The sequence below is a fragment of the Oxynema mangrovii CENA135 genome, assembly GCF_016632315.1.
Taxonomy (GTDB): domain Bacteria; phylum Cyanobacteriota; class Cyanobacteriia; order Cyanobacteriales; family Laspinemataceae; genus Oxynema; species Oxynema aestuarii.
Genome location: NZ_JAEOXH010000002.1, coordinates 1 through 15,509 on the forward strand (window position 1 = coordinate 1; position 15,509 = coordinate 15,509).

Below are 15,509 nucleotides of genomic sequence, written 5' to 3' on the forward strand. Positions count from 1 at the left end.
CCTTCTCCACCGTCTAGGGTGTCGTTGTCGTTACCGCCGTCGAGGCTGTCGTCGCCAACGCCTCCGTTGAGGATGTCATTGCTGTCGCCACCGGAAATCGTATCGTTACCGTCGTTTCCGGAGAGACTGTCGTCACCTGCATTGCCGACGATCGCATCGTCATTGTCACTACCCGCGATCGTGTCGTCCTCATTATCTCCGATGAAGGGCGCAATGACATTCAAGTTAAAGGGCGTGCTAACCGTAGCGTTGTTCGGATCCGTTGCCACAATCAGCAGGGCAAGGGTTCCGACATCCCCTTCGGCGGGGGTGCCGCTAAAGGCTCCCGTTGCCGGGTCGAAGGTCAGCCAACTGGGTAAGGGATCGCCGTTGGCTAAGGTCGCCGTATAGGTGAGCGGGTCGCCGTCGGGATCGCTGAAGGTTCCGGCTGGGATGGCGAAGTTAAATGCTTCTTCGGCTGTGGCTGAAGTATCGGCGATCGGGGTTGCGACCACAGGGGATTCGTTGGGAACGTCGCTGACATTCAGGGTGAAGTTGTCACTGACTGAATCAGTCCCGTCGGAGGCAGTGACGAGAATATCGAGACTGCCGACATCCCCTTCGGCGGGGGTGCCGCTAAAGGCTCCCGTTGCCGGGTCGAAGGTCAGCCAACTGGGTAAGGGATCGCCGTTGGCTAAGGTCGCCGTATAGGTGAGCGGGTCGCCGTCGGGATCGCTGAAGGTTCCGGCTGGGATGGCGAAGTTAAATGCTTCTTCGGCTGTGGCTGAAGTATCGGCGATCGCGCTATCGAGAGTGGGTGGATCTTGAGCCGGATCGATCGTAATCGTGAAGGTTTGAGCTGCCGAGGTATCGACCCCACCATTCGCCGTCCCGCCACTGTCTTGCACGACCACATCAAAAGTAGCCGTACCGGAAGCATCTGCAGCAGGGGTGTACGTCAGGTTGCCACTCGCATCAATTGCCGGAGTGACGTCAAACAAACTGGGGTCGCTGATATTGCTGACCGTATAGGTAGCGGTTTGGGTCGCTTCGTCTGTCGGTCCGGGGTTGAAGGCGGTGACCCAACCATTGACTGTTTGTGCGCCAGCATCTTCGGTGATGGTCGGTGGATCGGTTGCCGTGAAACTCGGTTGGTCGTTAACCGGATTGATATTAATGATTGCATTGGCGGTTGCAGTTTCGACGGCGTTGTTTTGAACCGAAACCGTCAACGTTTGTGATGCGGGGGGTGTATCGGAAGTGTTCTCGTACTGGAGCTTCTGGGCAATGCTAGAAATATGGGTGTCATCGACAATCGCAGGCGGCGGCACTGCCTGGGTGACCACCACATCATCAATGAAGAGCTGAGCTCCTGCGACTGTACCCCCACTAAAGTCAAAGGTACCGGAAACGAAGACAAACTTATACTGACCTTGCTGGGTAATAGTCACCGTCTCCGTCGCCCAAGTAGTGGAGGCAGCACCACTATCGCCAGTTTCGTCGAGAATGGTGAGGATATCCGCTAGATAAAACTTACCCAAACTTACCCATCAAGTCTGAAAGCTTGATGAACAATACGTTTGAGTCGATTTTACTTCCTGCTTCTACCAAGGGAGTTGGCTCGCTCTTGTCCACAGGCGTTAATTTGGCCGTAGCTCGACCTATTTTTTCCAGATTTTTGGCTGCGTTTAAATCTCTGTCTATTTTGAGATGACAATGGTCGCAACCAAACAGTCTTTCTGATAAGAGTAATGAGTCTTTAATGCTTCCACAATTAGAACAGATTTTACTAGATGGATAAAATCTGTCTACGATTATTAGTTGTGACCCATATATTTGGCTCTTATATTCCATCTGCCGTCGGAATTCATAAAACCCCATATCGGCGATAGATTTAGCTAGTTTATGATTGGCCATCATGCCTGATACGTTTAAGTCTTCTATCACATTAACGGCGTGGTTCTTGCATAATTGTGAGGTCAACTTATGTAACGTATCTTTTCTGAGATTAGCGATTTTCCGATGGAGTTTTTGGACTTGAAGCTGGGACTTTTTTCGATTGGCAGAGCCGAGACTTTTTCGGCTAACTTGTCTTTGGAGTCTAGCTAGTTTATTTGAATGCTTTTTATATGCTTTTATTCCTTCTATACTTACTCCCGTTGATAAGGTGGCAAGCGCTTTTATCCCCAAATCTATCCCCACTACATCTGTTTTCTTATCGGTGGGGGTCACGTTGACATCTATTTTAAACGAAATAAACCAGCGATCTGCCTCTCGACTAATCGTCACATTTTTGGGTTGATAATTCCCCGATAATCTTTCATAAGTTTTCAGAATTCCAATGACAGGAACCTGAATTTTATTTTCAGATAATATTTTTATGGTTCCATCTAGAGTAAAGCTGTCTTGTCTGCCTTTTTTCTTAAATTTAGGTCTAGATTTCTTTTTTTTAAAGCAATCTTGCCACGCCTGGGCGAGATGTCTGAGAGCGTATTGAGGGGCACACTTAGAAACTTCGTAATACCACAGATTCTCTGGTTTTACTAACTTATTTAACCACTTATGTAAGTCAATAGCTGTGGGAAATTTGATTTTTTCATCGGGACTACAATCGGCATTATGTGATAAAATTCCTAAACACAACCCGTGACCCCAATTGTAAGCATGACGCGCCACTCCCGCATGACGAGCGAGTTTTTGTCGTTGGGTAAGATTAACTTTAAGTTGTGTTTTAAACCCTAATAACATGGAGTTAAATGCTCTACGCTACCAATGGCGCCTAACTAGAGCTAATTTTACCACCACTGATGACTTTATTAACAATTCAGTTTCTAGAAATATTGGTCAATGCTCCGGGAATTTCTCACGATTTGAGTAAGATTGGGTAAGATTGGGTAAGTTTTCGGCTTCTGTAGTTAACCCCCAAGCTGAATTCGATAAAGCCGCCCTGATAGTTCGTCCCGCCAGAAAAGGTGATATCGCTGTCTACGATCGTGGCGGGGTCTTGTTCGTTGTAAGACGAATCATCGAGACTGGTAATCGTCGGCGCAAACGCACCCGCATAAGCATTGAGGGTGGGTTCGTCGAAGGCTAAAGCTGCCTTCAACAAACGGCGAGTTGTATTGACAACGGTCTCTAGCTGCCAGTTGGCACCGCGTTGCTGACTCCCGACTCGGGTCTGAGACGCGGCCACGGCAGCTCCAGTGAACTGGGCGAATTGCCCGACAAACTTGGAACCGAGAACCCCGGCAGCGACGTTACAACCGTAGAGGAGAATGTTGTCGGCTTTCCACTGTTGTAGATCGGTGGCATAGCGGTTGAGGTTGCCTAAACTCAGTTCGCTATTGCCGAGATAGAGGGTGCCTGGGCTACCGTGGGAGACGATGTGGAGGGATTCGAGATCGGGGATATCACGCAGGATCTCGGTAATCTGTTCGACTCCATCGCGGTTGCGATCGAGGATGACTACTTGGGTTCCAGGAACGACCCCTGCAGCGAGCATCTGGCAATCGTCAACCGTAGGATCGAGGATTGCGAGTTGATGACGGGAAGTAGCACGTACCGATTGACTGAGAATGCTCTTTTCGATGAATTCTTCTTGCATTGGTTGAACTATGACTTGAGAAAGGGTTTGTGTTGCGTGCGATCGCCCTAAACTCAACCCCAAGGAAAAATTCGCAGACTTAGCAATCCTGTCTTTCATGAAGTCAGGAAGTGCTTTAAAGAAAATCAACAATTCACAGCGAAAAACTTCCACAAACTCATCCGTCAACAAATGAAGCCCTAGTTAACGGTGAAGGCTATTAGAAGGTTGGCTATGGTTGGGGAACCATTTACAATAAAAGAGCAGTCTAATTGCGAAAGCTTTAAGTTGGCAAAACACTTAAATCTTACAAAACAGATGACTCAAGATAGGAGCGTCAACAAACGAGAATACTACAATGAAAGTCTTCAGTCAAGAGTAACTAAAGAGTTCGATCTTATCCCTGTAAGATCGCACCAACTTTAAATCGACATCACTCAACTTGTAACAACGAAACTGACCTCTGTTCATTGAGTTAGGTTTGGATAGATTTGGTGCTTTTACAATCATCAAACCAGATTTTGGTCTACCCCATCGATTTAACTAGTAAGTTATGTGTTGCTGAGAGGATGCAACATTTACTTTCGCTTCCGATTCCCACTTGAGATAGCGGGCAATCAATCGCGACCTCGTTCATTCTACTGAGGCAATTAAGACAGTCACCTCAGTAAATCTACGTAAATCTTTCAAAAATTCTTCCTGTCAAGGGATTCAATAACACTAAAATGCATTTTTTTAAAATAAACAAATAAAAGATTTAGATCGTCAAAACCAGCAAAGCCAAATAGCTTTTACCCATTCTACCATAACGCAATAGATTATTTTACGATTGCAAATTATATGCAAAAATATTTTTTGTCGATCGGTTTTTACAAAAAAATCATCTAAACTTTATTAAATTTTTAAATATTTAGTTGATTTTTGATAGTGTTTATGAATTGCCTTGTACTGTAGGGGGTAACCCCCTAATGATGGTGCAGTTCACCTGTATCTGGCAAAGATATCTATAGCCATCCTCAATTGGTTGTAAAATATAAGGGTTTTAGGGACACGGGAATGCCTTGTCTTTAAAGGAATTTGGCGATTTTCCAAAATCGATCTCAGATTCAACAGATTGAGGACGGCTATAGATCGATTCAATGGCTATAGTAATCTTATTTTACTGATAGTATAAATAAATACAAAGTATTAATAACTAAGTTTACCATTTCAATCCACCAATTTAACCTATCGTTCCTGGGGAAATGAGAATTTACTCACCGAATCTCATACTTTGGCTTACTAGAGAATTCAATGTAACTTTCGATCCCGTTATTATTTGGACGAATTTAAAAGGATTATATATCTTCCGATCGCTCCTTTTCTAATACCTCCAGCAAACAACGTAAAATTAAATAAGTAGAAGTCGCACCGGGGTCTTGATGTCCCGCACTTCTTTCGCCGAGGTAACTGGCTCGTCCTTTTTTAGCCACGAGCACAATCGTCTTTTTCATCCCTTCTTCTGTGGCTAAAACGGCTTCGCGCAAGGCATCTACGAGACTGCGATTTTGGGCGATCGCCGTCGTGTAAGTTTCCACGGCTGGAGACAAGGCATCGAGCATTGTTTTATCGCCGAGATTGGCTTTTCCTCGTTGAATGACGCCGTCTTTTCCCGCTTGTAGTAAGTTGGCTAAATCTTGAGCCGTCAGTTCTTGTTTTCCGGCTACTGCACTACTGGCTCGTAAAAATAAGGTACCGTACAACGGGCCACTCGCTCCACCGACGGAAGAAATGAGGGTCATGGCGATGGTTTTTAAAAGAGTGCCAATGTCACTATTCCGATTTTGAACAAGTTGGGCGATCGCCTTTTTAAAACCGCGATCCATATTGATACCGTGGTCTGCATCTCCGATCGCCGCATCGAGTTCGGTTAAATAGTCCTTGTTTTCTTCGATCGTTTCGGCAATTTTTTTAAACCAGTCAATAATTTGAATTTGAGTAACTTTTTCTTCCATATTCTAGTAAGATGTATGAGTAACATTGATAATTTATGCCGCACAATTCACGATGGTTCACAAGGCGATCGTCCGGTTTACCAATGCAATCCCGCCGTTTTGACGGGAGCATCCCAAAGATCGACCATTTCTTCATCGACTTTAAGCAAAGTAATCGAGCATCCTTGCATGTCCAAAGAGGTAATATAAGGACCGATCAAATTGCGAACGATCGCGATTCCTTTGGCTTCGCAAATTGCGGCGAGTTTGCGATAAACGACGTACAATTCCGATAGCGGCGTACCTCCCATACTGTTGACGAAGGCGATCGCGCGATCGCCCTTTTCTAACGGCGGATCGGTTAATTGAATTTCGCTCCATTCTCCGCGATCGAGATCCCATTCTCGAACGGTACGCCGATAATTACGATCTTCGAGAATAGAAAGGGTCAGTAATTCGGTAATTTCATCGGCGGATTTGAGCGCCATCCGTTCCCGTCCCGGTTCTCCATGAATCCCGATCCCCAGTTCCATTTCTCCCTCGCCGAGTTGGAAGGTCGGGGAGCCTTTCGCCGGAACCGTACACGAAGTGAGAGCGATGCCCATGCTGCGTCCGTTGAGATTGACTTTGCGGCACAAATTGGCCAATTGTGAGAGATTGTAGCCGCGATCGGCTGCCGCACCGCAAATCTTTTCCGCTAACACCGTCGTTCCCACCCCGCGCCGTCCTTGGGTATAGAGGGAATCTTTCACCGCTACATCGTCATCGATGAGGAGATTGAGAACGGGTATATTTTCGGCGATCGCCAATTCCGCAGCCATCTCGAAATTCATCACGTCGCCGCTATAGTTTTTCACGATATTCAGGACTCCAGCGCCGCCATTGACCATTTTTGCCGCCTCTAGCATCTGGTCTGGCGTCGGCGAGGTAAACACTTCCCCCGGACACGCCGCATCGAGCATTCCCGGACCGACAAATCCGGCGTGCATCGGTTCGTGTCCGCTTCCCCCGCCAGAGACCAGCGCGACTTTACCCCGCACCGGAGCGTCGGCGCGGTAAACAAAGTGTGGCTCGAAACGAACGCGAATCAGGTCGCGGTGAGCCAGCGCCATCCCTTCCAAGCTCTCACGTACGAAGTCATCCGGGTTGTTAATCAGCTTTTTCATATGTCTTGGATTTAGTGAAACAATCGTCGTTTTATTTTTGAAAATTTTATTAACTTCTTAATATAGCAAATTTTGACTAAATTGCCTAGAAACTTATCCCTTTATCCCCCGAGATACTATTTTTGATGAAAGAGCGATAAAATAAAAAAAATCTTCATGCAAGATTGTTGTAAAAACAAAGATTTAAGTAATTCTTAACTTCGGTTGCTAATCTTTTTGCGAATAACGGCGGGACGGCATTGCCAATTTGATTGTATTGATTTTCCTCAGAACCTTGGAACCTAAACCAATCGGGGAAACTTTGCAGGCGCGCGCCTTCGCGAACGGTGAGGCGGCGGCGGCGTCCGTCGGGTAAACGAATTCTGAGCATGTCTCCCGTGGCGGCGCCGAGGTTGCGACAGGTGACCGTTCGTGCGGGACGATCTAAATGCAGATCGCGGGGTCGGACACAGTTCGAGGCGCGTTCGTATTTTTCGATATATCGGTCCATGCTGGAGGTGAGAAATTTGGCATTTTTAGGAATGGTTAACGTTAAGTTTCCCAAGGCTTCGCCAGCCGTGTAGGGATGGCGATCGTGGCTTTTTGACGGCCATTGCCAACCGCCTCTATGCGCAATACAAAAAAGTCTTTGGCGGCGTTGGGGAACGCCGTAATCGCTGGCGGTTAAGACTTGATATTCGACTTGATAATCTAATTGTTTGAGAGTTTGTACGATTTCTTGAAAGTAAGTTTTATTGCGATAAAGCATTCCTCTAACATTTTCAAAAATCGCAATGTTTGGGCGATCGCGCCGAACGGCATTGAGAAAAATGGGGAAGCCGTCGCGGCTATCTTTGAGTCCTTTTTGATGTCCGCTTACACTAAATGGTTGACAGGGTGGACCGCCGATAATGACGGTCGCTCCCGATTGTAATTCGGTTTCGGGCGTGAGTGTTATTTGATGACAAGGACGGTTTAAATTATGACGGTAAGTTTGACAGGCTTCGGCAGATCTTTCGTAACCGATGGTTTGAAATCCGGCAGCTTCAAATCCGAGGGCAAATCCGCCACATCCGGCGAATAAGTCAATAACTAAAGCTTGAGAGTTGCCAGGCGGAGGAAGGGTTAATTCTGTTTCGAGATAGTCCAGATAATTTAGGCGAGTTAGGGAGATGCTGGAGGTCATAAATAGACGATAATAGACAAGGACAGTAAACGACGATCGCAGGTCTAGTTTTAGGGTAGGGCAACGGGGGCGATCGCGCAATTGTCGGCCATAAAAAAGCTCGCCGCAGCGAGCTGTAACTTAGACCAATTAAAGGAGTTGCACGAGGAAGAAGCAAAAAATTAAACCTTGGCGGTTAATGTTTCTAATGCGGCTAATTTTCGATCGAGATCGAGGCGTTGGTTGTAGTCCGTTTCGACGAAAGCTCCAATAATCTTTCGGTGGCGAACTATACCACAGGTTACCGGAATCGGTGATTCAAAGCTGGTATCGCCGTTATCTTCAGTTAAGTTCAGTCCGAATTGTTCGGTTTGACTTTACTCTAAATATCAAGTTAACGCTCAAAGCTTAAAAAAGAATAATTTTAAGCTAAAATTCATCTGAGAAAATCCTGAGATTTTGCTGAGTGAGACGGTCGGAGGCATTTTCGTTAACAACTGAAGTACGATCGCACTTAAGCGGGCGAGATCTACGTCCTGTTAATAATTGCTAAAATTTGGCGTGTCATGACGATCGCAACGACTACAATTGACCTAGATGGGTAAAACTCCATATAAATAAGGACGATCCCGGGTAAAGAAAGGGATGAAAAGCAGCAAAAGGGGTTGTAAACAATGAAAGTTTTGTCTTTGGCGATCGCGGGAATCTATTTATGGTTAGAAGTGGGGGCGTCTGCTAGCGCCCGCACCTTTCGCGAAGGGGAATCGCCGCGCTTTGAGGTTCCGATAGAACTGGCTGAAAATACGGAATCTTCGCCATCTGAAACGGAAGAAGAATCTGAGGAGGAATCTCCGTTAAAACCCTTCGATGAAGTGACGAAGGACTTAGAAAAGATTGAGGGCTTATTAACCTTTTATCGAAATGTAGAAAAAGAAGAGATCTATTTAGAAATTCAACCGGAACAGCTCGATCGCAACTTCCTGGCGATCGCGACGATCTCTTCGGGAATTGGTTCGCTCGGACTCTATCGTGGCTTACCCCTTTCCGATTTTATCTTTCAATTTAAACGCAGAAATTATAAAATTGATGTCGTCGTTCCCAATACCTTATTTCGTACCCAAGCGGGGGATCCGCAATGGCGATCGCGCGATCGCTCGTTCAGCGATTCGCCGATTTACACCTTACCTTTAACTAGTATTCATCCGGAACGAAACAGCCTATTAGTCGATTTCAAACCCTTTTTGATGGGAGAGGGGGGCAGTTTGAGCACGGCGATCGCCTGGAGCTTAGGAGATCTGTATACATTAAATAACGAGACCTCCTATCTCGATCGCGTCCAAGGTTTCCCCGAAAATGCCGAAATCGAGACGGTCTACGGCTTTTCCGGTCCGATGTCCTGGTTGGGTCCGGCGACGGTTCCCGACCCGCGCGCCTTCCAATTAAAAATTCGCACGAGTTTATCGCTCTTACCGACGAACAACGGTTATCGTCCGCGTTTGGCGGACGATCGCCTCGGCTATTTTCTCACGACTTATCAAAATCTCTCCAATTCTCGCAAACCGGATCCGTTCGTCAACTATATCAATCGCTGGCACTTAGAAAAACAAAACCCCAGCGCGCCCCTGTCGCCGCCAAAACAGCCGATCGTCTTTTGGATAGACAACGCGGTTCCCCTCGCCTATCGCGACGCCATCCGCGAGGGCATTTTAATGTGGAATGACGCTTTCGAGCAAGCGGGATTTATCGGGGCGATCGAGGCGCGACAAATGCCCGATCGCCCGGACTGGGATCCGGCAGACGTGCGATACAACGTTATCGTCTGGTCGAATACTCTCGACTCCTGGTTTGCGGGGATCGGGCCGTCGCGGGTCAACCCGTTAACGGGGGAAATCTTGGACGCCGACGTCATTTTAGATGGGGGAATCGTGCGCCAGATCCGGGAACAATACGGGGCCTTAGCCGATGGCGATCGCGCCCTCGTCAATCCCCTCACCTGCGAATTGGGGGCAGAAATTTCTCACTTCATCGATCGCCAGCTTCCGAGTCCGATCGCCGCCCAACTGCAACAATCCAACCCGGCGTCCCTCTCCCAACTGCGCGCCCTGGCGCAAATTCGAGGCGATCGTCGTCCTTGCTTCGCCCTCGCCGCGACCAACCAAGCCCGTTTCGGCGCCTTAGCCCTGAGTACCTTACACGACGTGCTACCGAATCAGGACGAAATGGAACTGTACGTGCATCAGTTCGTGCGCTGGCTGACCGCTCACGAGGTCGGTCACGTGTTGGGATTGCGCCACAACTTCCAAGGTAGCACCTGGCGTATGCCGGAAGACTTGAACAACGTGCTACTGACGCGCAACGAGGGCATGGTCGGCTCGGTGATGGACTACGTGGCGGTCAACATCGCCCCGGAAGGAGTGGAACAAGGGGACTACTTCCCGGTTATCGTCGGTCCTTACGATCGCTGGGCGGTGGAATACGGCTATCGGCCCATCGACGCCCCCACGCCGGAATTAGAACGGGATGTGCTGCAAGAGATCGCCCGCCGCGCGCCGCAACCGGGCTTAGAGTATGCTACCGACGAAGACAGCATGGATTTAGTCTATCCCGATAGTAACTTGTGGGATTTGAGCGGCGATCCGTTGCGCTATTCCCAATGGCAAATGGATAACGCCCGCCAAGTGTGGGACAAATTGGACCGAAGATACCCCCTTCCGGGAGAAAGTTACAGCGAACTGCGCGATCGCTTCCACATGGTCTTAAATTACTATTTCGGTTACGCTTACGACCTCACGCGCTATATCGGCGGTCAACGTTTCCACCGCCACCATGCGGGAGATCCGGGGGCGAAAGCGCCGTTTGAAGCGATCGCCGTGGAACGACAACGGGAAGCCCTGGCAGCGATCGGCGATCGCGTGTTTGCGGAAGATGCCTTTAACTTTTCCCCGGAAACGATCGCCCGTTTGGCGCCGGATCGCTGGGATCATTGGGGCAATTGGATCGTCTGGGAACGTTTGGACTATCCCTTGTTCGATCGCCTCTTAGGACACCAAACCTTAATTTTGAGTAACTTACTCTCTGCGGATCGGCTCAATCGCTTGCGCGACGCGGAACTGAGCAATCCCCATGGGGACAGTCTGCGCTTGGGAGAACTGTTCGAGACCTTGCGGGGGCAAATTTGGAGCGAACTGTCCGACGATCGCGATCCGCGTCGGGAAATTACGGTGTTGCGGCGCGGTTTGCAACGGGAACACTTGAATATACTGCTGCACATGGCCTTGCGAACGAATATCGAGGCGGCAATGGAGGCGACCAGCTTTTTAGATTTGATAATCGCCTTACGCACCCTCGATCCGCCGGAAGATGCCCGGGCTTTGGCGCGCTACCAATTGCGAGACCTGCACGCGGCGATCGATCGCCGTTTGGATAAGGAGGGCAAACGGCTGGACTTGCAAACTCGGGCCCATTTAGAAGAAGCACGCGATCGCATTGCCAAAGCACTAGAAGCGCCGATGCGGGCGAAAGAGGTCGCGCACAAACCTGCTAACTGAGGGCGGAACACTGCTGCTGGAGGAAGTTGCGAACGGCTTCGGCAGAATCGAGTTGCAAGGCGGTGGCGGCGATCGCCTCGGCTTCGGGAACGCTAAAACGGGCGATCGCGGCTTTGACGGCGGCGATCGCCCGGGGGTTGAGGCTCAATTCGGCGATGCCCAAACCGACGAGAAGGGGGACCGCCGCCGGATTGGAAGCCAACTCGCCGCAGACGGCGACGGGAACCCCTACAGCCCCGGCGGCGCGGGTGGTCTGGGCGATCGCGCGCAACACGGACGGTTCGAGGACGTTGGCGAAAGGAGACACTTGAGGGTTGGTGCGATCGGCGGCGAGATAATATTGGGTCAGATCGTTGGTTCCGATACTGAAAAAGTCTACCTCGGCGGCGAAGCGATCGGCGATCGCCACGGCGGCGGGAATTTCGACCATCATCCCCACGGCGATCGCCCGGTTGTACGCCCGGTCTTCCCCGTCGAGTTCGGCTTTGGCGCGATCGAGCAGGGCTTTGGCGGCGCGCCATTCGGCTAAGGTGGCGACGGTGGGAAACATCACTTTAATTTGGCGTCCGTGACTGGCTTTTAAAATTGCGCGCAACTGAGTTTTAAACAGATCCGGGCGATCGAGGAGCAGGCGGATACCGCGCAAGCCCAAAAAGGGGTTATTTTCCGGCGGTAACTGCAACCAGGGTAAAGGTTTGTCCCCGCCGACATCTAGGGTGCGAATCACCGTGGGCCGATTTTTAAAAATATCGGCGATCGCCCGATAGACTTGTGCTTGTTCTTCTTCGCCCGGGGGAATCGGGCGATCGAAATAAAAAAACTCGGTTCGCAACAGGCCCACCCCTTCGGCGCCGCTATTGCGCGCCAGTTGGGCATCGGGGATCCCCATTACGTTAGCGAGGAGGGTAACGCGCCGTCCGTCGCGGGTTTGGGTCGGCGAGGGGGCGATCGCCCGAGGTTCGCTCACCTGTCGTTTGGCGGCGAGGGTGCGACGGCGATCGCGATCGGGTTCGACCCACACTTCTCCCGTGTCGCCGTCGAGGGCGATTTCGGTGCCGTCGGCAACCCCCGCGAGGCGATCGCCGAGTCCCATCACCGTCGGAATGCCGAGGTTTCGGGCTAAAATCGCGCTGTGAGAATTGGCACTGCCTCCGGTGGTGCAGATGCCTAAAATCACTTTGGGATCGAGTTGGGCGACTTCGGAAGGGGTCAGGTCTCCCGTCAGCAAAATCCCCGGATCCCTCAGTTCGAGGCGGACGCTACTATTGCCGGATAAGGCGCGCAAAACGCGAATGCCGATATCGTTTAAATCGCTCGATCGCGCCTGGAGATAGGGGTCGTCGAGAGTTTGATAGCGCCTTACGGTCTCGTCGATCGCCCGCTTCCACGCCGCGATCGCCCCGTATTTTTCCACAAAAATATCGTGACGGATCCCTTTCCAGAGGTAGGGATCTTGCAAGTATAACTGATGGGCCTCGAAAATCGCCCCAGTTTCCGGGGAAGACATGGCATTAGCGAGCATCTGCATTTGACGGCGGGCATTTTGTACCGCCAATTGCAACGTATCCCACTCACTTTCCGGGTCTTCTGCCATCCCTTCGCGCACTTCCGGCAGTACGGGGTGATAGCGAACGAGTGGCCCGAGGGCGACTCCCGGCGAGGCGGCGATCCCCTGGACGCCTTCCCCGGTCGGGGCGATCGGCGCGCTGGTGGCGGCTTCCGGGGCGTCGGCGTTCCCTTCGTGAAAGTTGCACTGGATCAGTTCTTTCAAAGCTTGCACGGCGTTCCCGGCGTCGATTCCCCGGGCGGCGATCGCGATTTCGTCCCCCTGACGCACCCCCAAGGTCATCAGTTGGATGATACTTTTCCCGTCGATCGCCTCGGACGAGCGCCTGAGATTGCTGACGGCGATCGACGCGGTAAATTGTGAGGCGATTTGGACGAACAGGGCGGCGGGTCGGGCGTGAATGCCGAGGCGGTTGCAGACCGTGAGACGCAGTTGTGAGGTCGGCTCCCCCGTCGTGGCGTTGGGCGCGGGTCGGGACGCGGTTTCGATTCCGAGTTGGGAGGCTTTCGGGGTCAGGGCGCTGCGGGCTTCGGCGATCGCGCGATCGAGGTCCGCCCCGGTGGAGACCGCCACGGCGGCGGCGATCGCCCCTTCGACTAAAGGAGCTTCGCACAATCGCACCCGGGAACGGCGATCGGCCTCTAAAAATTCTAAGGCCATTTCCGCACTCATCACCGCACTGCCCAAGTCCATTAACAGCAACACCCCCTCGCCGCGATCTGCCGCTTCGATCGCCGCCAGCACGCGCATCGGGTCGGTTCCAAAGGGATTTTCCGGGTCGTCTATCCCCGCCGCGATCGCGATCTCTACCGCCGATCCGACCATTTGCCGTGCCAGTTCTCGCACGGCGGCAGCTAATTTCTCGCTGTGAGAAACAATAACAATTCCAACCATAACCCTGTTGTGCTATCAGTCTGCCGATCGCCATCTGCCGAGTGGATGTTCGCGGCAGAAGATCGCTCCTTCAGTCCTCTCCTTCATTCAAGGCGTCGAATTGGTCGCGATCGATCCGACCGAGATCGTATAAAGTTTTGACAATCTCCGAAATCGACAACACCGAATGAGCGCGATATCCCGCCTGTTGCAAGCGGTCTTTCACCCCTTTTTCGTGGTCGATAAACACGACGATATCTTCCACCTTCAACCCCGTCGATTCTAACTTTTGCGCTCCTTCGATCGCGCTTTTTCCCGAAATTAAAATATCGTCAATCACCACTACGGTTTCTCCTGGGTTGAAATTCCCCTCGACCAGACGCCGCGTTCCGTGAGCTTTGACCTCTTTGCGCGGAAAAATCATCGGATGATTTAACTTTAGCGCCAATCCCGTTGCCGTCGGCAAGGCGCCGTAAGGAATTCCGGCGATCCGATCGAACTTTAACCCTCGGACGATTTCGGCATAAGCATTAATAATTTTATCAAAAATTTGGGGATTCGAGATAATTTTTCTCAAGTCGATATAGTAAGGAAAAATCGATCCCGAAGCTTGTACGTATTCGCCAAATAAAATACAACCAATATCGTACAGTTGTAAGATCAAATCCGCGTGGGGATGGCGATCGCCCGGCGGCAGATCCGGCAACCAGACCGGACAGGCTTGCACCTCGTGAGGGAGGCGAATTCGCACTTGATTGACCGTTTCGCGCAATCCGGCGACCAACGCCTTCAAATTCGGACTGGCGAGCCAATCTTGGGGGATCGGCACGATCGCCCCGGCCCCGGTCGCGTTCAAGCCTGCGGCTAAAATCTGCTCTAAATTGCTCCCTTCCGCCCAAATACTGCGAAGTAACAGGGGCCTTTCCGGGGCGATCGCCCGTACCCGCGCCAATGCTTCCGGTTGCGCCGTCCCCACTTCTAACGCCACTTGTTCCGGGGTTCCCCAGGTTTGCACTTCTGCGACCAAATGCAGGTAAAAGGGGGATTGAGGACGGGGAAACTCCTGCAGGGAGACCGCCGCCGGGTTCGAGGTGTGACAGAGGACGAAAATTGCCTTATCCGGGTAGAGGAGAAACGGCGCCGCTAAATCCTGTCCGGGATAGGGACTTAAGGTCACTGCATCGACCTGCCAGCGATCGAAAATCGTGCGTGCGAATAGGGTGCTACTGTTGAGATCGCCGTGTTTCGCGTCTAGAATCACCGGAATTTCCGAGGGAATCCGGCTTAGAATGCGTTCGAGTAAGGCCATTCCCGGCGGCCCCAAAGCGGTGTAAAATCCCAAGGTCGGCTTGTAGGCGCAAACCGCATCTTTCGTGTGAGCGATCGCCTCTTTCAACCAAATTTCGCACTTTTGTACTAACTCGTCGAGATCCCGAGGGGAACCGAAGCGAGACGGTAATGTTTCCGCACTCGGATCGAGTCCGACGCACAACAGGCTTTGATTGCAGTCAATGGCGGTTTGTAATTTTTCAGCAAAATTCATCGCGATTTAGGTGAGAGGGAATGAGAGAGGGCTTCTCAACGCCAGGGCGTTCGCGAAGCGGCTCCCTTGGAGCATCGCCTCGCCGTCGATCGGACTTCATTGTACTTAAAGGGTCGATGTTGATAGAATACCC

The 15,509-nt window shown here is 51.0% G+C and carries 9 protein-coding genes; 1 reads left to right on the plus strand and 8 read right to left on the minus strand.

The window, feature by feature from the left end:
• From JJD41_RS13995 to JJD41_RS14020, 6 genes are all read right to left on the minus strand, one after another.
• On the minus strand, nucleotides 1-1,520 hold a 1,520-nt coding region (locus JJD41_RS13995), incomplete at its 3' end, for a putative Ig domain-containing protein (protein ID WP_200667377.1).
• Nucleotides 1,513-2,727 (minus strand): RNA-guided endonuclease InsQ/TnpB family protein, encoded by a 1,215-nt coding sequence (locus JJD41_RS14000; protein WP_234488593.1) that lies wholly within the window; start codon nucleotides 2,725-2,727, stop codon nucleotides 1,513-1,515. The genes JJD41_RS14000 and JJD41_RS13995, both read right to left, overlap by 8 nt.
• Before the next feature lie 115 nt (nucleotides 2,728-2,842).
• Complete coding sequence (locus tag JJD41_RS14005) at nucleotides 2,843-3,682, minus strand: DUF4347 domain-containing protein (RefSeq protein ID WP_234488824.1); 840 nt, start codon at nucleotides 3,680-3,682, stop codon at nucleotides 2,843-2,845.
• A 1,217-nt stretch (nucleotides 3,683-4,899) separates the two neighbouring features.
• Nucleotides 4,900-5,556 carry a dihydroxyacetone kinase subunit DhaL gene (dhaL, locus tag JJD41_RS14010; protein WP_200667381.1) on the minus strand — a complete coding sequence of 219 codons (657 nt, stop codon included), beginning with the start codon at nucleotides 5,554-5,556 and terminating at the stop codon, nucleotides 4,900-4,902.
• Between the two features lie 77 nt (nucleotides 5,557-5,633).
• A complete protein-coding gene (gene dhaK / locus JJD41_RS14015; protein ID WP_200667383.1) occupies nucleotides 5,634-6,701 on the minus strand; it encodes a dihydroxyacetone kinase subunit DhaK in 1,068 nt (355 codons plus the stop codon).
• Between the two features lie 154 nt (nucleotides 6,702-6,855).
• On the minus strand, nucleotides 6,856-7,866 hold the full coding sequence (locus JJD41_RS14020; protein ID WP_200667385.1) for a DNA cytosine methyltransferase: 1,011 nt from the start codon (nucleotides 7,864-7,866) through the stop codon (nucleotides 6,856-6,858).
• A gap of 653 nt (nucleotides 7,867-8,519) precedes the next feature.
• Between JJD41_RS14020 and JJD41_RS14025 the strand changes: the two genes are divergently transcribed.
• A complete protein-coding gene (locus JJD41_RS14025; protein ID WP_200667387.1) occupies nucleotides 8,520-11,393 on the plus strand; it encodes a zinc-dependent metalloprotease in 2,874 nt (957 codons plus the stop codon).
• Here JJD41_RS14025 and ptsP read toward each other — a convergent pair.
• Nucleotides 11,386-13,854 carry a phosphoenolpyruvate--protein phosphotransferase gene (gene ptsP, locus JJD41_RS14030; protein WP_200667389.1) on the minus strand — a complete coding sequence of 823 codons (2,469 nt, stop codon included), beginning with the start codon at nucleotides 13,852-13,854 and terminating at the stop codon, nucleotides 11,386-11,388. The genes JJD41_RS14025 and ptsP overlap by 8 nt on opposite strands.
• 70 nt (nucleotides 13,855-13,924) lie before the next feature.
• Entirely contained in the window at nucleotides 13,925-15,376 is a 1,452-nt protein-coding gene (locus JJD41_RS14035) for a bifunctional orotidine-5'-phosphate decarboxylase/orotate phosphoribosyltransferase (RefSeq protein WP_200667391.1), read from the minus strand.
• Nucleotides 15,377-15,509 lie beyond the last annotated feature (133 nt).